Raw genomic sequence first — 21,810 nt, 5'->3', positions numbered from 1 at the left:
ATTACTTAGTTAAACCTTCTTTTGATAAGACATCACTGATTGATTCAACTGCTTCTGTTTCGTCGCTACCGTCAGCATAAATTGTAATTTCAGCATCTTTACCAACACCTAAACTCATAACACCCATAATTGATTTTAAGTTAACTTTTTTACCGTTGTATTCTAATTGAATATCTGAATCAAATTTTGAAGCTGTTTGTACCAACATTGTTGCTGGGCGAGCGTGAATTCCTGTTTCGTCGATAATTACATATGATTTTTGTTCCATAAATTTATTTCTCCTTCTATAAGTTAGAATCTTCAATATACTTACAATCTAACATAATTTTTTATACTTTAACTTTACCAAAACCAATAGTTAAATTCAATTTCTTTAAAACCGGTTTCAGTATATTTCTACAAAATTATAACAATTTATAGTCTTTAAAGTAAATCTTTGACGACTTTTTCACATTTTTCAATGTGATCCTGGCCTAATTTTTTCATGAAATAATAACTAATTGATGCTGAAACTGCTTGTCCAACAAATGGGAACCATTTCGTTTGTTTAGCAGCTGTTCTTTTAGCAACATCTCTGATAACTACTTTCATCAAAGCATTTGTCAATTTTTTACCAATGAATTGACTACCTTGGATAGCTGCCGCTGACATAATACGTTCTCTAACATCATCACTTAATGAATTAACTTGTTTATGATCTAATCCATAGATTTTGTTAACATCACTTATGATATCTCTCATTAATTTGATATCAACACCAAAATCTAAACCTGGAATAGGTACAATACTCATACCAGATGATAATATAGATTTCTTCTTAACGAGGTTTTCTGCTGATTCTCGTCTATCTTGTAATTCACTTTGAGTTACTGGTAAATTACTTTTTTCTTTAATTTCTTCAATATTTAAAACTCTGTTACCAACAGTATTAGTAACTTTATTAGTCATTTTATTTCTAATACTCATCTAATTCACCTTCCCAGAATCATATTCAATAAGACTATATACCCAGTTTACAAATAATTAATGCTCAATATTTACGAAAATCGCTTTTAAATATTTTGAAGGTTTGTAGTGAGGATGTGTTTTAAAGTCTTTAGGTAATCCCATAACTTCTTTAATTTCATATTCAACTTCAGCATTATCTAACGTGGTTTTAATTACATTTTTAAATGCTTTAAGTGAAAATACACTAGAATTCGTACATAACAATAATGTTCCCTTTTCAGATAAGATGTCTAAAGCACCGTCAATTAATTTATCGTAATCTTTTTGAACAGAAAATGTTTTTTTCTTGTTACGTGCAAAACTTGGTGGATCTATAACGATTGTGTCATATTGATGACCATGTCTTTTGGCATAATTGTAAAAATCAAATGTATCCATAACATAAATATATTCAGATTTAGGGTCAATCGCATTTAGTCCAAAGTTTTCCTCTGTTAATCCTCTTGAACGATTAGCTAAATCTACACTTGTTGTTGATAAAGCATTTTGTGCAGCTACCACAGAAAATGCGCCAGTATAACTAAACACGTTTAAAATATGACGTCCCTCAGAAAATTGGTCGCGTAATTTTTTCCTTACTTCTTTTTGATCTAGGAATATACCAGTCATTAATCCATCTTCTAAGTCAACATTATAAAATGTGAAATTTTCCTCTATAACAATTGGGAATGTCTGACGTTCTCCTTCAACAAATCCACCAGTATACTCTGTATCTTTGAAACGCATTTTTTCGTAAATAGATTGATACTCAAATGTTGATTTTATTGCTTCTAAAATATAGTAACGGTACTTATAAATTCCTTTTGAATACCATTGAATTAACAAGTTCCCATCATAATTATCAATTGTTAATCCTCCGACACCATCGCCTTCAGCATTAAATAATCTAAAAGCATTTGTTCCATCAATATGGTAATAATATTCTCTTTCAGTCAATGCCTTTTCGAATAGTCTTTTGAAAAAAGCAGTATTAATATCTTCAGAAGGATTATAACTTAACACCCATCCTAAACCTTTATGTTGTCGACCTACATAAGCGGTTGCGATATATTGCTCCCTACCATCTACTAATTTGAATAAATCCCCCTCTTTCAGGTGATCATGTGCATAAATATCATCTTCGTCTATTAGTGGATATTGATTATGGTATTTTGTTTCTTTTCCTCTATTTAAAGTTGCTATTTTCATATACTTAACTTACCTCTCTTTTAATATATTTCTACGGGAAATTAATTTAAATTCACAATTAAGCCTTATACTTTAATTTTTATAAGCTAACAAGTAAATATTTTAATTCAATCGCTATTTTAACAAATTTTTCATCTTACTCCTATTTTCTAACAAAAAAAGAGCGGTATCACAATTCAATCTTTAATAAGAAGGAACTGTAACCCGCTCAAAAATACGTATTATTATTGTTAACGATACATATCTATTTCATGCATAACTTCAATTGTATTATTTTGGTTTATCTCTTAATTGCAATGAGTATGCAATTATGATTGCAATTAACATTAGTAATAGCGTCGGTGTAATAAACACTGATAATAATAATCCATGAACCATAATATTCATAAATTCGGTTAATAATTTGAAGAATAAAATGCTTCCCATAAATAATTGAAGATAATAGAATTTACCTCTTAAGAAATAAGTTAATGTTGTCGCAATATATACAATGATAATAAATAACAGCAGTAACAATGTTACCCATTCAATCACATATTGTGTTTGAGATAATTCCCACTCACCTGATAAGAATAAGGCATTTCTGTTGTTGAATTCTAAAAATGTAAAGAAGAAAATAACTACACCGCAGAATATTTCAACATACATTGGTTTTATCCATTTAGGTTTTCTCATCCAATTTGGAATATCATCTTCCTGGATATCAACAATATTTTTAACTTTTTCTTTAAACTTATCTCTTTTAGTTCTAATTTTTTCTAAATCGACACTTCTTCTAGTATTACGTGCATATTCTGTTGTCTTATCTTGAAGTTGTTTTAAGTGAACTTTAGTTTGATTTGAAACGTTACCTTTACTTGTTCTTGATAATTCTGGTTCTTCTTCCCCTAATTCTTGTTTCGTTAGCGGTAAAGCTCGTCTTAAGAATAAGAAGTTCCAAATAGACATTTGTCCTAATAACCACATGATGATAAAGAATGTATTCACACTTAAAATATCAATAGATTCAATTTCATTTGAGTCAATACGACCATGCAGTGCAATTTGTGTAATTAGATAACTGATACCATAAGATACGATTATCCACATATAGTGACTTTTTCGATTATTACTATTTAATTCATCTTTATAAACGATATAACCGATATGAATGATGAATGGAATAATAAATACGATACCGAAGAAACCATATACTTGCATCATTAGAATTAAAGTTATTAGGAAATACATAATCCCTATAACTAAGAAGAAAATAGAAATATCATAGTCATACTTAATTGTTCTAAATAATGTATGACCGAGTAACATAACTAAGATACCAAATAAAATAATGATAATGGCACTTATTATTGGGAAGCTCCCTATAAATCTACTCATCACTTTTATGATTTCAGCGAAAAATGCATTCAGGAATTCCCATATATTATGTACATGAGTATTTACCTTCTTATCACCATTTAATTGTTTAATAAGTGGTAAATTGATTAATATAATGAGTCCTGTGAAAAGTGAAACGATACCGATAATATAACTAAATATAATCTCGGTGTGTTTCTTAAGAAAAGACATACTATTCACCTCAAAAGTTATTATATATGAAGAACTTCTTCTTGTCTTTAATAAATCACTAAATACATCTATAGACCTAGAAAAGTTTAATATTAGCATAACTGGGTAAAAGTAGTATGTAAACAAATAAAACACAATTAGGGGTGGATTTATTATGAGTAACGAAGAATTAAATAAAAAATCAGCTGAAAAAGCAAAAGAAGCAGAAGAAAAATTAAAAGAGCAAAAAGAAAATAAATCTGATGATATTGAGCAAACTAAAAAAGATATCGACGATGCATTAAACTAATAGTTGACTAAATTTTAATTATACAGATAGGCACTTGTAATGAATTTAAGAATAAAGCTATGTAGATAGGTAATACTATTTACATAGCTTATTTGTATTTTGATAAATTAATTTGAGATACCCTTTCTTTTAAAATTATTGTTCTAAAATCTTCTTTTTCCATGAATTGTATTTGTTGTCTATAAGTATATTAAATTAACATCAATTTATACTTTTATATTCTATACCGCCTTGACATTCTTCACGAAAAAACTTACATTAAAGACAAATTAAATTAATGAACGCACTAGGGGTGTTTTGAACTGAGATGAGGTTAACCCTCAAACCCTTTGAACCTGATCTAGCTAGATACTAGCGTAGGAAAGTGTAACTAACAGAAGATATAAACGTATGTTTAGACATATTCTTATGTTTTGCGCACAACTTTCCTAGAGAAGGTTGTGCGTTTTTTTAGGAGGATGTTTTTTATGTCAAAAGGTTTAAAACTTTCTGAGATACTAGTGACAGTGCTTATCTCTGTTATTTTTGCAATCATTTATAATTTATGGTGGTTGTTTTACAATGTTGCTCAAGTTGCTGGCTTACATCTTGAACAATTAACGTATGGCGTTTGGTTTATGGCTGCAGTAGTTTGTTATTTAATTATACCTAAACCAGGTATCGCCTTACTCGCTGAATTTGCAGCTGGTGCTGGTGAAACAATTGTTATGGGGAAATTTGATATTCCGACAATCGTATATGCACTTTTACAAGGTTTAGCATGCGAAATTGTATTCGCTATCTTTAAATATCAATCTCGTTCAGTTATGGTTGCTATTTTAGCTGGATTGGTTACAGCACTTATTTCATTCCCTGTCGATTACTATTACGGATATTTAAACGAAGTTGCCGGATGGAATTTAATTTTATTTATTGTTTTTCGTGCACTTAGTGGCATCATTATATCTGGTTTACTTTCTTACTTATTAGTAAAAGCATTGGATCAAACTGGTGTAACTAAATTATTTAGACCCGCATCTAAAGATGACTACGATTCATTATAAGGGGATTTTAAAGTGCTAAAAGTTACAAATTTACGTTTGAAGTACCCAAATGGTCACCGAAAAATATTCGATGATCTTAATTTAGAAATTAAAGACAAAGAAAAAGTATTATTGCTCGGCCCTTCTGGTTCTGGTAAAAGTACACTACTCCATGTATTAAGTGGCATCGTACCAAAATTAATTGAATTACCTATGAAATATGACACTTTAGAAATCAATGACCATAATGGCGTTATTTTTCAAGATCCAGATACACAATTTTGTATGCCTAAAGTTTATGAAGAATTAGCTTTTGTATTAGAGAATAGACAACTTCCTAGAAAAGATATGGATGAAGCTATTGAAAATGCATTAAACTCAGTAAACTTAAATGTAAATGAAACAACACAAATTAATCATCTAAGTGGCGGCATGAAACAAAAACTAGCTATTGTAGAAACAATTTTGCAACAAGCTGATACCCTATTTTTAGATGAACCTACTGCTATGTTAGATGTAGAAGCTACAGAAGATTTATGGCAGCGACTAATAGACCTATGGCAAGATCAAACGGTTCTGATTGTAGAACATAAAGTAGAACATATTTGGCAACATGTAGATAGAGTCCTATTGATGAACTATGAAGGTCAAATTATCGCTGATGATAGTCCAGAACATATTTTACAACATTTTGAACATCTGCTAAGTGAATATGGAGTATGGCACCCTAAAGCATGGAATTATGCCCCAGAACCGAAAAAAATAACGCCATCTACACAACAACAATTATTTAAATTTAATGATGGAGAAATACTTCGTAGTAAGAAAACTTTATTTAAAGTAGACCAATTATCAATAAATTCTGGGGAATGGATTACAATTACTGGAAAAAATGGTACTGGTAAAACGTCTTTATTAGAGTCAATATTACAGTTAATTAAATACAAAGGTATAATGACATACCAAAATCAAGAATTACGTAAAATCAAAGATGCATCCCAACATATGTATCTTGTATATCAAAATCCAGAACTACAATTTATTACTAATTCAGTATATGAAGAAATTTTTATTCATTATAATCATTTAGATTCAACTCATGCAGATGAGAAAACATTACAACTATTAGAATTGCTTAATTTAACTAATGTAAAAAATCAACACCCTTATGAAATTTCAATGGGACAAAAACGTCGATTAAGCGTTGCAACAGCGTTAAGTTCTGATGCAGACATCATCTTACTTGATGAGCCTACGTTTGGATTAGATAGCCATAATACTTTCCAATTAATCGAACTATTTCAAGAAAGAGTTTCTAAAGGACAAAGCATTATTATGGTAACGCACGACCCTGAAATCATTAAGCGCTATCCAACTAGGAGATGGGCGATTAATAATAAGCAATTAACAGAGATTGAAGGTGAACAACATGTTTGAACACTGGAAAATCCGACATACCTTCGTAGATGATGTTAATATTATTACCAAACTTATATTAGGTGTTCTGTTATTTTTCTTTATTATTTTTATTCATAACTTTGATTTCATGATATATATCGTAACACTTATGTTCATTTTTTTAATTATATTTAATGGAACTGAATTTAAAATAACTGGTACTTTTATATTAGTAACTACATTCTTTGCCTTACTATCATCATTATTTATGATTTTATACGGTGATGGAAATCACATATTGTTCAAATTTGGAATTATTCAAATTAGTACAGAAAGTATTGTTCGCGGTATTCATTTATCACTTCGTACGATTACAGTATCTATGTTTGGTATTCTAATTGTATTAACTTCACAAGTTGTTATGATTTTTTATAGTTTAATGCAACATTTAAAAGTCAAACCTAAAGTAGCATATGCATTTATGGCTGCAATAAGAATGATTCCATTAATTATTAGTTCATTAATTCAATTAAGACGTTCTTTAAAAATGAGATACCAAATTATCGATAAATCAAATTATCGAGGATTTAAACGATTAAAACATTTAATTATTCCATTATTAAGTCAGAATATTAGACGTGCCCATCAATTATCTGTTGCAATGGAATCTAAAGGATTTAAAGATGGACCTAGAACATATTACTATAGAGCACCTTTCTCATATAAAGATCTTATATTTATATTGAGTTTATTAGTCATTATTGGGCTATCTTATTATTTATCTACTACATTTCCTATCACAGGCATTCATGATGTTCGTATAGGTAAATTAGAATAATTTATTTTATCCATTCAATTCACATAAAAAAGTAACTAGGCTGGGAAATAACTCCCAAAATAATAGCACTAAGGTGATCTATTTTAATCATCTTAGTGCTTTCTTTATATCCAATACTTCGTATTGTATGGCTACGCTATGCCCAACTTGCTTTGCTTGTAGAAACTGATTTAATCAGTTTCTCTGTGTTGGGTCCCTTCCGATGGTACAGTTTCAGCCAGAAATTCTACACAGATAAATCTGTGGGAATTTCTAAGGTCTTCAACTTGTACTGTTCCCTCAGAAGTCTTGCCATAAATACTACGTATTTATATGTAATTTTACGCTAATATACTCAAAAAAACTCTTTCGTATAATTTAGTAAACACAACTAAACTTAATTAACGAAGAGTCTTCTGTATAAAGACTAAAACAAGACTCAACTTACATTACCAATGGGAACTTCAATTATTATTCCCACACATGAGTCTAATTAATTGGTAATCATAGATGAATTTAATCAAACATCATTGATAACTTATGGCATGTTTATTAAAGGTAAAGCTAAAAATATAAAAGTTACATGTTTAATACTCAAAATTGGGACTATAACGAAAGTAATCTATAGTCAAAGGAAAATAGATGTAGAACCATTTTTTGGATTAATGTAGTAGCTCAACGAGCTGAAAATAATCAAAATAACAATGAAAAAGGTAATTTCTATATTATTTCAATAGAAATTACCTTTTTTCATTTGTCCAAGAACTTTATGTCCCGGACCTTTTTTGCATTTTATAAACTGTTAATCAGAGTACGGTGTCATTACTTTAGTGCTTTATTACCAATATCGTTTCTATAGAATAAATTATCACTATTAATTTTTTCAACATTTTTATAGGCTTCTTGTTGTGCTTTAGCTAAATTGTCTCCTTGTCCTATAGCTAATATGACACGACCTCCTGAATTAACGTATTGATTATTTTCTTTTTTCAAGCCACTTACATAATAGTTCTGATTCAATTCGAATCCACTTACTTTATGCCCTTTTTCATAATGACCTGGGTAGCCTTTAGAGGCTAACATCACACCAACTACAGATTCATCTTTCCATTCTAAATGAATCTCGTCACCTTTATCTAGAGCGATGATATGATCCATCAAATCACTTTTCATACGTGTTAATAATACTTGTGCTTCTGGATCGCCAAATCTTGCATTAAATTCAATGACTTTTGGTCCATCTTCGGTAAGAATAGCTCCGATATATAACAAACCGAAGAAATGATAACCTTCTTCAGCCATTGCATTAGCAATAGGTTGAGCTATTTCATCATTCGTTCTTTTTAGTATATCTTGGTTAATATGTGGTACTGGACAATATGCACCCATACCACCCGTATTAGGTCCTTCGTCATTATCATATGCACGCTTATGATCTTGCGCAATACAATCAAAAGGTATAGCTCTTTTACCATTAACAAAGGTCATGACTGAGAACTCTTCACCTTCTAAGAACTCCTCAAATACTACTGTACCAGAGTCCTCACTAAACATTTGATTCACAGCTTCTTTAGCATCATTTCGATTGGTAGCTATAACTACCCCTTTACCAGCTGCTAAACCATCTTTTTTAATCACAATTGGTAAATCGCAATGATTAACATATGTTAATGCCTCGTCTTTATTATCAATTTCTCTATATTGAGCTGTTGGAATATGATATTTATCCATAATTCTCTTTGCAAAAGACTTAGATCCTTCTATTTGAGCAGCATCACTATTAGGCCCAAATACTTTAATTTGATGTTCTCTTAATAAATCAGGCAGACCATCAATCAGTGGTTGTTCAGGCCCAATCACGACCCATTCAATTTGATGTTGAGTTACAAATTCTAAAATACCTTCATTATCATTTTCCTTAATATCTGTATGAATTTGTGCAACATTTACCATAGCTTCATTACCAGGTATAACATGCACCTGATCAACTAATGGAGATTGATTTAATTTATTTGCTAATACATGTTCACGACCACCAGCACCTATAACGAGTACGTTCATGAATTTACTCCCTTCATGTTTTAACTTTTAGTGTTTAAAATGACGCATACCTGTCATTACCATTGTAATTCCATATTTATTTGCCATATCTATCGACTCTTGATCTTTAATTGAACCACCAGGTTGAATAATTGCTTTAATGCCATTTTTAGCAGCTAATTCTACTGTATCGTCCATCGGGAAAAAGCCGTCAGATACTAAAGCTACATTCTCATTAATTTCTATTGCTCTTTCTAATGCAATTTTAGCTGATCCAACTCGGTTCATTTGGCCCGCACCAATACCTACTGTTTGTTTTTCATTACTTAAGATAACAGCATTACTTTTAACAGCACTTACAACTTTCCAACCTAATAACATTGCATTCCACTGCTTTTCTGTGGGTTGAACTTCAGTTGCAACCTTCATGTCTTCACGACTAACTTCGTAATTATCTTTATCCTGTACTAAATATCCACCAGATACTGATACAAATTCCTCTTCTCTACTATCAATCGTAGTATCTATTTCTAATAATCGAATATTTTTCTTTTGAGTCAAAATTTCTAGCGCTTCATCTGTAAATTTTGGTGCGATAACTACTTCTAAAAAGATTGAATGTAACGTTTGAGCTAATTCTGCCGTCACTGCACGATTTAGCGCAATAATACCACCGAATATCGATTGATTGTCTGCATCAAATGCATTTTGAAAAGCAAATTCTATAGATTTTCCAATTCCGACGCCACACGGATTCATATGTTTAACAGCTATTGTAGCTGGTTCTTCAAATTTCTTTACTAATGACAGTGCTGCATCTGCATCTTTAATATTGTTATAACTTAATTGCTTACCATGTAATTGTTTAGCACCTGCAATAGTATGTTTAGCATTAGATGTTCTTACAAAATAAGCTGATTGTTGTGGATTTTCTCCGTAACGTAATGTTTCTTTATTATCTTTGAAGAAATTAACAATTGCTTCATCATATTGAGTCGTATGTTCAAATACTTTAATCATTAGTGATTTACGGTATGCTTCATCCAATTGGTTGTTTTTTATTCTATTAATCACTTCATTATAGTCTGACGGATGAACAATTGTAGTGACATGTTTGAAATTCTTAGCTGCAGCTCTTAACATCGTCGGACCACCAATATCTATATTTTCGATTGCATCATCTTCCGTTACATCAGGATTTTCAACTGTTTTTTGAAATGGATAAAGATTAACAACAACTAAATCTATAAGATCAATATGTTGCTCTTTTAATTGATCTAAATGTTCTTGTTTATCTCTATCAGCTAATATGCCTCCGTGAACTGCAGGATGCAATGTTTTAACACGACCATCCATGATTTCAGGAAATTGTGTGAGTTCTGAAACAGATTTCACATCAACTTGAGCTTCTTCTAAAATTTGTTTTGTACCACCTGTTGAATAAAGTTCATAGCCTAAAGAGTGTAATGATTTTGCAAATTCAACAATACCGCTTTTATTTGAAACACTTAAAATTGCTTTTTTCATTGTTTTGTAATACTCCTCTATTGAATGATTTTTGCAATAACGCTCGGATATAATTCGTATTCTAATTGTTTAACTCTTTCTTCCAAGTCTTCTTTAGTATCGTCCGTTTTAATATCACATTGTCTTTGTTCAATAATTTCTCCCGTGTCCATACCGCTATCAACATAATGTACTGTAGATCCTGTTACAATATCTCCACTACGATATGCCTGTCCTATTGCATCAATCCCCTTAAATTTCGGCAATAATGAAGGATGGATATTTAAAATTTTATGTGGAAACGCATTTAATATATCTTGTCCTATTAATCTCATATAACCTGCTAATATTATCCATTGAACCCCTTCTTCAGATAATAATGTCAGTAAGTGTTTTTCATATTGTGATTTAGATTCAAAGTCTTTCGGTTCATTGATATGTACTTTGATGCCTAATGCTTTCGCACGATCGATGCAGTATGCGTCATTATGGTCTGTATATAGTGCTGAAATTTCAATATGCGATAAATTTCCATTTTGTACTTGTCGTACTATATTTTCAAAATTGCTACCAGAACCAGAAGCAAAAATCGCTACTTTAATCACATTTATACCCCCTGAATGTGAATTGGTTTACGGTCATCTTTGATAATACGACCAATCTCATACGCATCTATATTTTGTTCTTTTAACACTTTTAAAGCCTGCTCTTTGTCATTTTCATTCACAATGACAGTGTAGCCAATACCCATGTTAAAAATGTTATACATTTCATCTGTACTTATATTTCCTTCTTTTTGCAACCAGTCAAAAATAGCTGGCGTTGGAAAAGCATGACTATCTATGTCCGCTGCAAGTCCTTCAGGTAATGATCGTGGAATATTTTCATAGAATCCACCACCTGTAATATGATTCATGGCTTTAATTGAGACATGTTTCTTCAATTCAAGAATCGGTTTAACATATAATTGAGTAGGAGCTAAAAACGTTTCTAAATAGGTACTATCTCCAAACGAATCGTTTAAATTAATACCTGACTTTTTGATTAATTGTCTAACAAGACTATAACCATTTGAGTGTATACCATTCGAAGCTAACCCGATGATGACTTGTCCAGGTTTGACTGCTGATCCATCAATATAATCTTCTTTTTCAACTGCACCAACAGCAAATCCGGCTAAATCATATTCACCTTCGTGATACATTTCGCCCATTTCAGCTGTTTCTCCACCTATTAATGCTGTATTGGTTTCTTCACATCCATCGCTGATACCTTTTACTATTTGTTCAATAATTTCAGGCACGACTTTATGTGTTGCAATATAATCTAAGAAGTATAGTGGTTCGGCACCCGTTGTTAAGATATCATTGACACACATTGCAACTGCATCTATTCCAATAGTGTCATGTTTGTCGTTGTCGATTGCTAATTTTAATTTGGTACCAACACCATCTGTACCCGATACGAGTACAGGTGCTTTCATATTAAGTTGGGACAAATCAAATGTTGCACCGAAACCACCCAATCCTCCAATAACTTCTTTACGCAATGTTCGTTTAACATGACTAGACATTCTTTCTACCGCTTCATAACCTGCGTGAATATCAACACCTGATTGTTCGTATGCTTTAGACATTTATATTTCCCTCACTATCAAAATAATGTTTATTTTTAGTAATATATTCTTTTTGGCGTTTACTTAAATGCTTTTTATAATTTTCTTCATAATCAAACAATCCTGCTGGATAATCTCCGGTGAAACTTTCTACACATAAGCCATGATATGGTGCATCATAATCTAAACCAATAGATTCAATTAATCCATCTACGCTAAGATAAGCAAGTGAATCAGCACCAATATACTCACAAATTTCTTCAGGTGATTTACTAGCTGATATGAGTTCAGCAGTTGTTGACACATCAATGCCATAAAAACTTGGAAACATGAATTCAGGAGAAGCAATTCTGACATGGACTTCATTTGCACCTGAATCTTTTAACATTTTGACAATTCGTTTAGATGTAGTACCTCGTACGATTGAGTCATCGACTAATATAATATTTTGACCATCTACGATATCTTTAACTGCAGATAATTTAACTCTTACACCTTGCTCACGTAATTGTTGGGTAGGTTGTATAAATGTACGAGCAACATATTGATTTTTTACAAGTCCCATTTCATATGGAAGTCCAATTTCTTCTGCATAACCAGTAGCTGCTGACAATGAAGAATTAGGTACACCAATAACCATATCTGCTTTTACAGGACTTTCTTGTGCTAAACGCTTACCAGATGCTTTACGAACGGCATGAACATTTTTTCCAGCAATAGTAGAATCTGGTCTTGCAAAATAAATATATTCCATAGCTGAAATAGCCGTATTAGTGTGTCGTGTATAAGATTTAACATGAACCCCTTCATCGTTAATAATGACGTATTCTCCTGCATGTATATCTTGAACAAATTCAGCACCAAGTACATCAATGGCACATGTTTCGCTAGCTATAATATAAGTATTATCCTGCATTTTCCCAACTACTAACGGTCTAATTGCATTAGGATCAACAGCCCCATACAATCCATCTTTCGTAAGGATAGCAAAAGTGAATCCACCCTTAATTTGACGTAAGCTTTCTTTAAGTGCTTCTTCGAATGTTGGTGCTTTACTTCTTCGTATTAAATGCATGATTACCTCTGTATCAGAAGAAGAATGGAATATCGCACCATGTTTTTCTAAATTTTGTCTTAAAGATTTAGCATTAATCAGATTACCGTTATGACATATCGCAACACTCATATCATAAAAGTGATATAAAAATGGTTGTATATTTTCAATGCCTTTATTTCCAGAAGTTGCATATCTGACGTGACCTATGGCGTGATTATAGTCTTTTAATCTAGCTAATTGATTATCTTTAATTGCTTCCGTTAGTAAGCCAAGACCTCTTTCACCAACTAATTTTTCGTGATTAGAAGCTACAATACCGGCTCCTTCTTGTCCTCTATGTTGTAAACTATGCAACCCCATATAAGTTAATTGTGCTGCATCAGGATGATTCCATATGCCAAAGACACCACATTCCTCATTTAATCCTGAGTAGTTAAACATTGGTGAATTGCTCCTTCCCAAACATGTTTAATATCCGTTACTTCTTTGGTAATCTTAGTTTGTTCATTTGATACGTTAAATTGATTTGTATGTGTTAACTGACCAATTTCAATAGCACCATCAATATTTAAAGATTGATTTGCTTTAACCGCTACAATATATCTACCTTGAGATTCACTAAATAATTGTGGATTAGATACATTTACATGAGCTTCAAGTCCTAAATCATAATAAGCACTCATTTTAGCTAATGTAATTAATAGGCCACCTTTACCTACTGTTTGCACATGTGATGCAATTCCATTTCTAATGGCTTCTTTAATGGCTTCTCCTTTTTCAACTTCTTTACTTAAATCGATAGATTCAAATTCGTGATTGACTGAACCATATATTAATTTTTCAAGTTGACTGCCACCAAAATCATTACGGGTTTCTCCAACTAAATAAAGTTTATCTCCAGCTTGAGGTTTAAAATCAGTTAAGTAATCAATATTTTCAATTAAACCAACCATACCTACTACAGGTGTTGGGAATATAGAGGTACCTCTAGTTTCGTTATAAAGAGAAACATTTCCTGATACAACTGGTGTATTTAATACGTCACATGCTTCTGCCATACCTTTAGTAGAATCAATTAATTGTTGATAAATTTCTTTTTTCTCTGGTGAACCATAATTCAAGCAATCTGTCATAGCTAATGGCGTCGCACCGACAGCAATTAAATTGCGATACGCTTCAGCAACCACCATTTTCCCGCCTTCATAAGGTTGATTGAATACATAGCGTGCTTCCCCGTCAATTGTTGAAGCAATGGCTTTATTCGTTCCTTCTACTCTAACAACTGAAGCTTGTAAACCTGGCTTAACAATCGTATTTGCACCGACTTGTTGATCGTATTGTTCATACAAATGTTTTTTTGAAGCAATTGTAGGATGATTTAATAATTGATTGAATGTAGATTCAACATCAATTTGACTGTAATCATTTTTAGAAGTGTTGTATTCCTTTTCTTCACCTTCAAGTACATAAACAGGAGCTTCATCAGATAATGGTTGAACAGGTATATCCGCAAATACTTCATCTTCATACGTTAATACAAAACGATCAGTGTCAGTTACTTCTCCAATAATTGCACTATCCAATTCATGTTTTTCAAATAAATCTAGGAATTTTTGTTCTGTTCCTTTTTCTACAACTAGTAACATTCTTTCTTGTGTTTCAGATAGCATCATTTCATATGGAGAAATACCTGGTTCTCTTGTGGGAACTTGATCCAATTTTAAATGAAGACCGCTTCCACCTTTAGCAGCCATTTCTGAAGATGATGAAGTTAATCCAGCTGCACCCATATCTTGTATACCAACTAATTCATCAAAAGTGATAGCTTCTAAAGTTGCTTCCATTAATTTTTTACCAACAAATGGATCGCCAATTTGTACAGATGGTCTTTTACTTTCACTTTCTTCTGTCAATTCTTCAGACGCAAATGTAGCACCGTGTATACCATCTCGTCCTGTTTTCAATCCTACATAAATAACAGAATTTCCTACACCTTTAGCTGTCCCTTTTTGCACCATGTCATGATCGATAATACCTACACACATCGCATTAACTAACGGGTTGCCATCATAGCGATCATCAAATTCAATTTCTCCGGCAGTCGTTGGTATCCCAATACAATTACCGTAACCACCAATACCACTAACGACACCTTTAAGTAACCTTTGATTTTGTTTATTTGATAATTCACCAAAACGTAAACTATTTAATAAATTAATTGGACGAGCGCCAATGGAAACAATGTCTCTGATGATGCCACCTACGCCAGTTGCTGCACCTTGATACGGCTCTATAGCAGATGGATGGTTATGAGATTCAACTTTAAATACTACTGCTTGTTTGTCACCAATATCTACAACCCCTGCACCTTCACCCGGTCCCATTAATACATGTTCACCTGATGTTGGGAATTGTTTTAAAAATGGCTTCGAATGTTTGTATGAGCAATGTTCACTCCACATAACTGAAAAGATACCTGTCTCAGTAAAATTAGGTTCTCTACCTAAAATCTCACAAACTTTATCATATTCTTTATCGCTTAATCCCATATCTTGGTATAACTTTTCTAACTTAATCTCTTCAATACTTGGTTCGATAAATTTAGACATTTTGTTCCCTCCAACTATTTACCATTGCTTCAAATAATTTGACGCCACTATCAGTACCTAATAATAATTCCATTGCTCTTTCTGGATGAGGCATCATACCACAAACATTTCCTGCTTTATTAACTATCCCTGCTATATCATCATATGACCCATTAGGATTATCAGTATATTTCAAAATAATCTGATTATTTTGGCTTAAATCCTTATAAATTTCTTCATTACAATAGTAATGTCCTTCTCCATGTGCCACCGGATAAACAACAATTTCGTCTTCGTTATATAAATTAGTGAAGGGTGTTTGATTATTAACTACACGTAGTGATTCATTTCTGCTAACAAACAAATGTGAATCATTATGAAGTAATGCACCAGGTAGTAAACCAATTTCAGTTAGAATTTGGAAACCATTACATACCCCGAGTACTGGTTTACCTTCATTTGCTAATCTTTTCACTTCATTGATGACTGGAGCTACACTTGCCATAGCACCTGATCTTAAATAATCTCCAAAAGAGAATCCACCAGGAATAAGTACACCATCGAACCCTTCTAAAGAGGTAGTTCTATAATCAACATATTCCGCTTCAACACCTGATTTAATTGCAGCATTATACATATCTCTATCACAGTTTGACCCTGGAAATACAAGAACAGCAAATTTCATGTTATGCATTCTCCTTTTCATCAATCACTTTATAGCTATATTCTTCAATAACTGTATTAGCAAATAATTTTTCACTTAATGTTGTAATAATGTTATCTACAGCCTCATCAGTTGCTTCATCGACAGTCATATATAATAACTTTCCTACTCGAATATCATTCACTTGGTTATAACCTAAATCATGAACAGCTCTGTTTAATGCTTGTCCTTGTGTATCTAATACCTGTGGTTGTAACGTTACGTGTAATTCAATAGTTTTCATTATTTTAAATCCTCCAATTTATTTAAAAATGATTGATACGTTTCAATTAGTGATCCAGTGTCATTTCGATATACATCTTTGTCAAAATTTGTATCAGAATATTTGTCCCATATTCTGCATGTATCTGGAGAAATTTCATCAGCTAATAAAATATTTCCAGTTTCTGTAATGCCAAATTCAATCTTGAAATCAACAAGTCTTAATTCCATTTCATTCATTAATTTAGATAATATTGTATTAATATCTAATGCCATTGATTTTAAAGTGTCGATTTGTTCGTTATTAGCAATATGCATTAATTTAATGTGATCCTCAGTGATAAGCGGATCATTTAAATCATCATTTTTATAGAAGAATTCGACTAATGGCTCATCAAAAACGTAACCTTTTTCAAAACCTAATCTTTTAGTAATTGAACCTGCTGCTATATTTCTAACTACGACTTCTAATGGAATAATTTTTACTGATTCTACAAGTTGCTCTGTTTCTGATAATTGTTTTATAAAATGACTTTTCAATCCATTTTCGTTTAAATAATTAAATATAATAGAAGTAATTTGATTGTTTAATTTCCCTTTGCCTAGCATCGCATCTTTTTTAGCACCATTACCGGCAGTGACCTCGTCTTTATATTCCACTCTTAATTCATTAGGTTTATCAGTAGAATAAATTCGTTTTGCTTTACCTTCATATAGTAATGACATTAACCTTCTCTCCCCTCAAAACGCTTTAACATATCTTTTTCAGTTTCATCGATATCATTAGTTAGTATTGTCATATGGCCCATTTTTCTATTTGGCTTACGTTCAGATTTACCGTATATATGTACATGCCATTCTGGATGTTCTCCAAATTCATGTTCTAATAAATCTAAATCTTTACCTAATAAATTCATCATTACTGCTGGTTTTAAAACTTCAATTTGCTGGGGTAATGATTGTCCAGTTACTGCTAATATATGTGTATCAAATTGTGAATAATCACATGCTTCAATAGAATAATGTCCTGAATTATGTGGTCTAGGTGCAATTTCATTAACATATAAGTGATTGTTTTCATCAATGAAAAATTCAACAGTAAAAGTGCCGACAAAGTGAACTACGTTAGTTATCTTCTCTACTTCTCTCTTTGCACTTTCAGTTTTATCAGATCTTGCTGGAACAATTGTTTTAAATAAAATTTGATTTCTATGTTCATTTTCTTGTAGTGGGAAATAAGTGATTTGTTGATGATTACCGATTGTAACAGTAAGTGAAACTTCTTTATCAATTTCCAGAAATTTCTCAGCTACACATTCTTGTTTCGATATGATAGTTTCTGCTTCTTCTAAATCTTCTTCTGTCTTGACCAATACTTGTCCTTTTCCATCATATCCACCAAAACGCGTTTTAACTATAAATGGATAACCTAATTCTGATACGGCATTTGATAAATCATCTTTATTTTTTATAGAGGTATAAGGAACAATTTGTGTGCCCGCTTGCTCCAAAGTTTGCTTTTCAGTTAATCTATCTTGAAGTAATTCAATCGCTTGATAACCTTGAGGAATATTATATTTATCTGTTAGCGATTTAAGTTGGTTAGCTGATATGTTCTCAAATTCATAAGTGATGACATCTGCACTATCTCCAAGTTGTTGTAACGCTTTTTCGTCATCATACTCAGCATGTATAAATTCATGGGCAACATATCTACATGGACAATCAATATTAGGATCTAAAACAATAACTTTATATCCCATTTTTTGTGCTGATTGTGCCATCATTTTACCTAGTTGGCCGCCTCCGATGATGCCAATAGTAGCGCCAAATGATAATTTATTGAAGTTCATTTTGCATTTCCTCCACTTTTTGTACGAGAGATTTTTCATAATTTTCCAAATTTTTACGAACTGAAGAATGACTAATACCGAGAATTCTCGCTGCTAATATACCTGCGTTTTTAGCGCCAGATTTACCAATTGCTGTTGTCGCTACTGGAATTCCACCAGGCATTTGAACAATTGATAGTAAAGAATCTAAGCCCTTTAAACTTTTCGATTCTATAGGTACGCCTATAACTGGCAATGTAGTCATTGAAGCAACCATACCTGGTAGGTGTGCTGCTCCACCTGCACCAGCAATAATTAAGTCGTAGCCGTCATTAACAGCATGACTTGCAAAATCTACCATTAAATGTGGCGTACGATGTGCTGAAACTACTTTTTTTTCATACGGAATTCCAAATTCTTCAAGCATATTGCAACTTTCTTTCATAATTTCCCAATCGGAAGAACTACCCATAATGACTGCAACTTTCACAATGTACACCCTTTCAAAACTTTGGATTTATTTGTCTTTAAGTTGTATATTACAGATATAGCATAACAATCATTATATGCTTTTTCAATCAAAAATCGAACTTTGATTGAAAATTTTAATTAAATTTACGTCTTTTAGCTATTAAATGACGTATTATTAATGTTAAAGTTAAGTTATTAAATTATTAGGAGGAGATATTGTGGTAGCAAAGCTATTAGATGGTAAACAAATCGCAAAAGATTATAGACAAGGATTAAAAGAACAAGTGGAAGAGCTTAAAACAAAAGGTTATACACCAAAATTGTCTGTAATAATAGTTGGTAATGACGGTGCCAGCCTAAGCTATGTGAAATCAAAAAAGAAAGCCGCTGAAAAGATTGGTATGATTTCTGAAATTATTCATTTAGATGAAGATACATCTGAACAAGACGTGTTATCTGAATTAGAACGTTTGAATAATGATGGTTCTGTCAGTGGCATTCTTGTTCAAGTCCCTCTTCCAGAGCAGGTAAGTGAACAAAAAGTATTAGAAGCTATTAATCCTGAAAAAGACGTAGACGGTTTCCACCCTAGTAATATTGGTAAGTTATATATTGATGAACAAACATTTGTACCATGTACACCACTTGGTATTATGGAAATTTTAAAACATGCAGATATTGATATTGAAGGCAAAAATGCAGTAGTAATCGGTAGAAGTCATATCGTTGGTCAACCTGTTTCTAAACTGTTATTACAACAAAATGCTACAGTGACTATTTTGCATTCTAGATCAAAAGATATGGCAAGTTTTGTTAAAGATGCAGATATTGTCGTAAGTGCAGTTGGCAAACCTGAATTAGTAACAAAAGATTTGGTTAAAGAAGGTGCTGTCATCATCGATGTAGGTAATACACCTGATGAAAATGGAAAATTAAAAGGCGATGTCGATTTTGAAGAAGTTAAAGAAGTTGCTGGCGCTATTACTCCAGTTCCAGGAGGCGTTGGTCCATTAACAATCACTATGGTATTAAACAACACTTTATTAGCAGAAAAAATGCGCCGTGGTATTAAATAAGTTTTGACTTTTAACATATAAATAAAAGCCGAAGAAAATGTTTCTTCGGCTTTTTTAATGTTTTGTTTTTATTAATATTTTATACTTGGAAACTTAATTTAGGGATAAATGTTTCATAGTGAATTTTATTTGTGTCTATATCAAGTTCTTTTATAGATTTAATAATTGATTGAATGAATGATTTACCACCACATACATATATTTCTGTATTTTCATCGATCCATTCTTTTAAATCTTCGCTACCAATATATCCATTTTTAGTTTTATCATGTAGCATATATGTTGCATTGTCACTGCCATTAGCAATTGTTTTTAGTACAGAAGAGAATGGCGCATCATTAATATCATTTGTAACTTGTACAAAACGAGTAGTGCTATCATTATTAACTACTTCATTAAACATAGATACTAGTGGTGTTACACCAATTCCTGAACCTAAGAATAATTGTTTATTGTCTTTTTCAACTACGTGGAACGGACCAACTGGTGCAGATAAATTGATGTCGTCGCCTTCTTTAAATTCGTCATGTAATATAGTAGAAACTTCACCTTCATGTTCAGTAGTTACATCACGTTTAACTGCAAATGTTAAATAATTTTCGTCACCTTTAACTATTGAATAGTGTCTTTTTGCTCTATATGGCATTTTTTCACTACCTACATCAACAGTAATATATTGACCAGGTACAAATTGGCTTAAATCATAGTCTTTTGAAGATACTGTAAATGCTTTAATATCAGAAGAAACTTCTTCAATTGTTTCAACTTTAAATGGTTGGAATCCATCCCATAACATTTCTGCATAAATATCTTTTTCAACTGAAATAAACACATCTGCAATTTCTTGATATGCTTTTTTCCATGTTTTGATAATTTCATGATCATCATCTAAACCAACAACTTGTTTAATTGCTTCGATCAAATTTTCACCAACAATATCATATCCAGCTGGTGGTACTTGTAAGCCACAGTGTTTATAGGCAATTCCTTTAACTACAGGTAAAATAGCTCCAAGATTATCTATATTTACAGCTGCTGCTAATACAGATTGAGCTAATGCAGTAGATTGTAATCCTGTTTTTTGGTTTGTTTGGTTAAACATATTTCTTAATTCTGGATGTTGATTTAACATACGACCATAAAATTTCGAAGTAATTTCTGTACCTTTATCCTGCAATACAGGCACCGTTTCTTTGACGACTTCTTTTTCTCTTTCACTTAACATAATTTCCACTCCCACTAATCTAGAATTAAAATTAATTCAATTTGCATATTCATTCTAATCCTATGTTAATTGTATATGCAATATAATGTAGAAATGTTCACATATCGTTCAATTTACAAAAGCTTAATTAAATTTTTTCTTATTATATGTTTTAAATAATTAATCAATCAGGTATATTAAGACT

21 protein-coding genes, 1 pseudogene and 1 riboswitch are annotated in these 21,810 nt (G+C 31.9%); of the genes and pseudogenes, 6 read left to right on the top strand and 16 right to left on the bottom strand.

All coding sequences use genetic code 11. The features are described 5' to 3' along the window. Position 1: 1 nt before the first annotated feature. The 4 genes from GVY01_RS02965 to auxA all read right to left on the bottom strand — a co-directional run bounded on the left by GVY01_RS02965 (position 2) and on the right by auxA (position 3,765). Positions 2-268 (bottom strand): phosphocarrier protein HPr, encoded by a 267-nt coding sequence (locus GVY01_RS02965; protein ID WP_159333637.1) that lies wholly within the window; start codon positions 266-268, stop codon positions 2-4. A 155-nt stretch (positions 269-423) separates the two neighbouring features. Then, positions 424-966, bottom strand: a complete 543-nt coding sequence (locus GVY01_RS02960; protein WP_017637707.1) for a hypothetical protein — start codon at positions 964-966, stop codon at positions 424-426. A 57-nt stretch (positions 967-1,023) separates the two neighbouring features. After that, positions 1,024-2,196 (bottom strand): class I SAM-dependent rRNA methyltransferase, encoded by a 1,173-nt coding sequence (locus GVY01_RS02955; RefSeq protein ID WP_108000134.1) that lies wholly within the window; start codon positions 2,194-2,196, stop codon positions 1,024-1,026. Positions 2,197-2,466: 270 nt separating this feature from the next. Beyond that, entirely contained in the window at positions 2,467-3,765 is a 1,299-nt protein-coding gene (auxA, locus tag GVY01_RS02950) for a lipoteichoic acid stability factor AuxA (RefSeq protein ID WP_029055534.1), read from the bottom strand. A gap of 154 nt (positions 3,766-3,919) precedes the next feature. Between auxA and graF the strand changes: the two genes are divergently transcribed. From graF to GVY01_RS12515, 5 genes and pseudogenes are all read left to right on the top strand, one after another. Then, positions 3,920-4,054, top strand: a complete 135-nt coding sequence (gene graF / locus GVY01_RS02945; RefSeq protein WP_017637048.1) for a glycopeptide resistance-associated protein GraF — start codon at positions 3,920-3,922, stop codon at positions 4,052-4,054. A gap of 278 nt (positions 4,055-4,332) precedes the next feature. After that, positions 4,333-4,434, top strand: a riboswitch (TPP riboswitch). 87 nt (positions 4,435-4,521) lie between these two features. Beyond that, positions 4,522-5,097 carry an ECF transporter S component gene (locus GVY01_RS02940; protein ID WP_017637047.1) on the top strand — a complete coding sequence of 192 codons (576 nt, stop codon included), beginning with the start codon at positions 4,522-4,524 and terminating at the stop codon, positions 5,095-5,097. A 12-nt stretch (positions 5,098-5,109) separates the two neighbouring features. Continuing rightward, on the top strand, positions 5,110-6,513 hold the full coding sequence (locus tag GVY01_RS02935) for an ABC transporter ATP-binding protein (RefSeq protein ID WP_017637046.1): 1,404 nt from the start codon (positions 5,110-5,112) through the stop codon (positions 6,511-6,513). Continuing rightward, on the top strand, positions 6,506-7,312 hold the full coding sequence (locus GVY01_RS02930; protein WP_159333636.1) for an energy-coupling factor transporter transmembrane component T family protein: 807 nt from the start codon (positions 6,506-6,508) through the stop codon (positions 7,310-7,312). The genes GVY01_RS02935 and GVY01_RS02930 overlap by 8 nt, the downstream gene beginning before the upstream one ends. 476 nt (positions 7,313-7,788) lie before the next feature. Beyond that, positions 7,789-8,150, top strand: a pseudogene (locus GVY01_RS12515) (hypothetical protein); the annotation flags it as partial. On the opposite strand, the gene purD reads toward GVY01_RS12515, so the two are convergent. Genes purD through purE form a run of 11 tightly spaced genes read right to left on the bottom strand, consistent with a single transcriptional unit; the run spans position 8,114 to position 19,344 of the window. Then, positions 8,114-9,352: a phosphoribosylamine--glycine ligase gene (purD, locus tag GVY01_RS02925; RefSeq protein ID WP_017637044.1), complete on the bottom strand. Its 1,239-nt coding sequence runs from the start codon at positions 9,350-9,352 to the stop codon at positions 8,114-8,116. The pseudogene GVY01_RS12515 and the gene purD overlap by 37 nt on opposite strands. 27 nt (positions 9,353-9,379) lie before the next feature. Then, positions 9,380-10,858, bottom strand: a complete 1,479-nt coding sequence (purH, locus tag GVY01_RS02920) for a bifunctional phosphoribosylaminoimidazolecarboxamide formyltransferase/IMP cyclohydrolase (protein ID WP_017637043.1) — start codon at positions 10,856-10,858, stop codon at positions 9,380-9,382. A 17-nt stretch (positions 10,859-10,875) separates the two neighbouring features. After that, the gene (gene purN / locus GVY01_RS02915) at positions 10,876-11,442 is read right to left on the bottom strand and encodes a phosphoribosylglycinamide formyltransferase (RefSeq protein ID WP_017637042.1); all 567 of its coding nucleotides are present in this window, start codon (positions 11,440-11,442) and stop codon (positions 10,876-10,878) included. 2 nt (positions 11,443-11,444) lie between these two features. Next, a complete protein-coding gene (gene purM / locus GVY01_RS02910) occupies positions 11,445-12,473 on the bottom strand; it encodes a phosphoribosylformylglycinamidine cyclo-ligase (RefSeq protein ID WP_029055540.1) in 1,029 nt (342 codons plus the stop codon). Beyond that, the gene (gene purF, locus GVY01_RS02905; protein WP_017637040.1) at positions 12,466-13,950 is read right to left on the bottom strand and encodes an amidophosphoribosyltransferase; all 1,485 of its coding nucleotides are present in this window, start codon (positions 13,948-13,950) and stop codon (positions 12,466-12,468) included. The genes purM and purF overlap by 8 nt, the downstream gene beginning before the upstream one ends. Then, positions 13,929-16,118 (bottom strand): phosphoribosylformylglycinamidine synthase subunit PurL, encoded by a 2,190-nt coding sequence (gene purL, locus GVY01_RS02900; protein WP_017637039.1) that lies wholly within the window; start codon positions 16,116-16,118, stop codon positions 13,929-13,931. Before purL ends, purF begins: the two co-directional genes overlap by 22 nt. After that, a complete protein-coding gene (purQ, locus tag GVY01_RS02895) occupies positions 16,111-16,782 on the bottom strand; it encodes a phosphoribosylformylglycinamidine synthase I (RefSeq protein WP_017637038.1) in 672 nt (223 codons plus the stop codon). Before purQ ends, purL begins: the two co-directional genes overlap by 8 nt. A 1-nt stretch (position 16,783) precedes the next feature. Beyond that, positions 16,784-17,044: a phosphoribosylformylglycinamidine synthase subunit PurS gene (purS, locus tag GVY01_RS02890; RefSeq protein ID WP_017637037.1), complete on the bottom strand. Its 261-nt coding sequence runs from the start codon at positions 17,042-17,044 to the stop codon at positions 16,784-16,786. Further along, entirely contained in the window at positions 17,044-17,748 is a 705-nt protein-coding gene (gene purC / locus GVY01_RS02885) for a phosphoribosylaminoimidazolesuccinocarboxamide synthase (protein WP_017637036.1), read from the bottom strand. Before purC ends, purS begins: the two co-directional genes overlap by 1 nt. Beyond that, positions 17,748-18,875, bottom strand: coding sequence for a 5-(carboxyamino)imidazole ribonucleotide synthase (purK, locus tag GVY01_RS02880; RefSeq protein ID WP_017637035.1), 1,128 nt, complete (start codon positions 18,873-18,875; stop codon positions 17,748-17,750). Before purK ends, purC begins: the two co-directional genes overlap by 1 nt. Continuing rightward, positions 18,862-19,344 carry a 5-(carboxyamino)imidazole ribonucleotide mutase gene (gene purE, locus GVY01_RS02875; protein ID WP_017637034.1) on the bottom strand — a complete coding sequence of 161 codons (483 nt, stop codon included), beginning with the start codon at positions 19,342-19,344 and terminating at the stop codon, positions 18,862-18,864. Before purE ends, purK begins: the two co-directional genes overlap by 14 nt. A 199-nt stretch (positions 19,345-19,543) precedes the next feature. Between purE and folD the strand changes: the two genes are divergently transcribed. Further along, entirely contained in the window at positions 19,544-20,401 is an 858-nt protein-coding gene (folD, locus tag GVY01_RS02870) for a bifunctional methylenetetrahydrofolate dehydrogenase/methenyltetrahydrofolate cyclohydrolase FolD (RefSeq protein WP_017637033.1), read from the top strand. Positions 20,402-20,480: 79 nt separating this feature from the next. On the opposite strand, the gene GVY01_RS02865 is transcribed toward folD, so the two are convergent. Further along, positions 20,481-21,626, bottom strand: a complete 1,146-nt coding sequence (locus GVY01_RS02865) for a globin domain-containing protein (RefSeq protein ID WP_017637032.1) — start codon at positions 21,624-21,626, stop codon at positions 20,481-20,483. Between the last annotated feature and the right edge of the window lie 184 nt (positions 21,627-21,810).

It is taken from the genome of Staphylococcus sp. 8AQ (assembly GCF_902506595.1).
GTDB classification, from domain to species: Bacteria; Bacillota; Bacilli; order Staphylococcales; family Staphylococcaceae; genus Staphylococcus; species Staphylococcus pasteuri.
The sequence above is the reverse complement of the archived record's forward strand: the minus strand, read 5'-3'. Positions and strand labels throughout refer to the sequence as shown.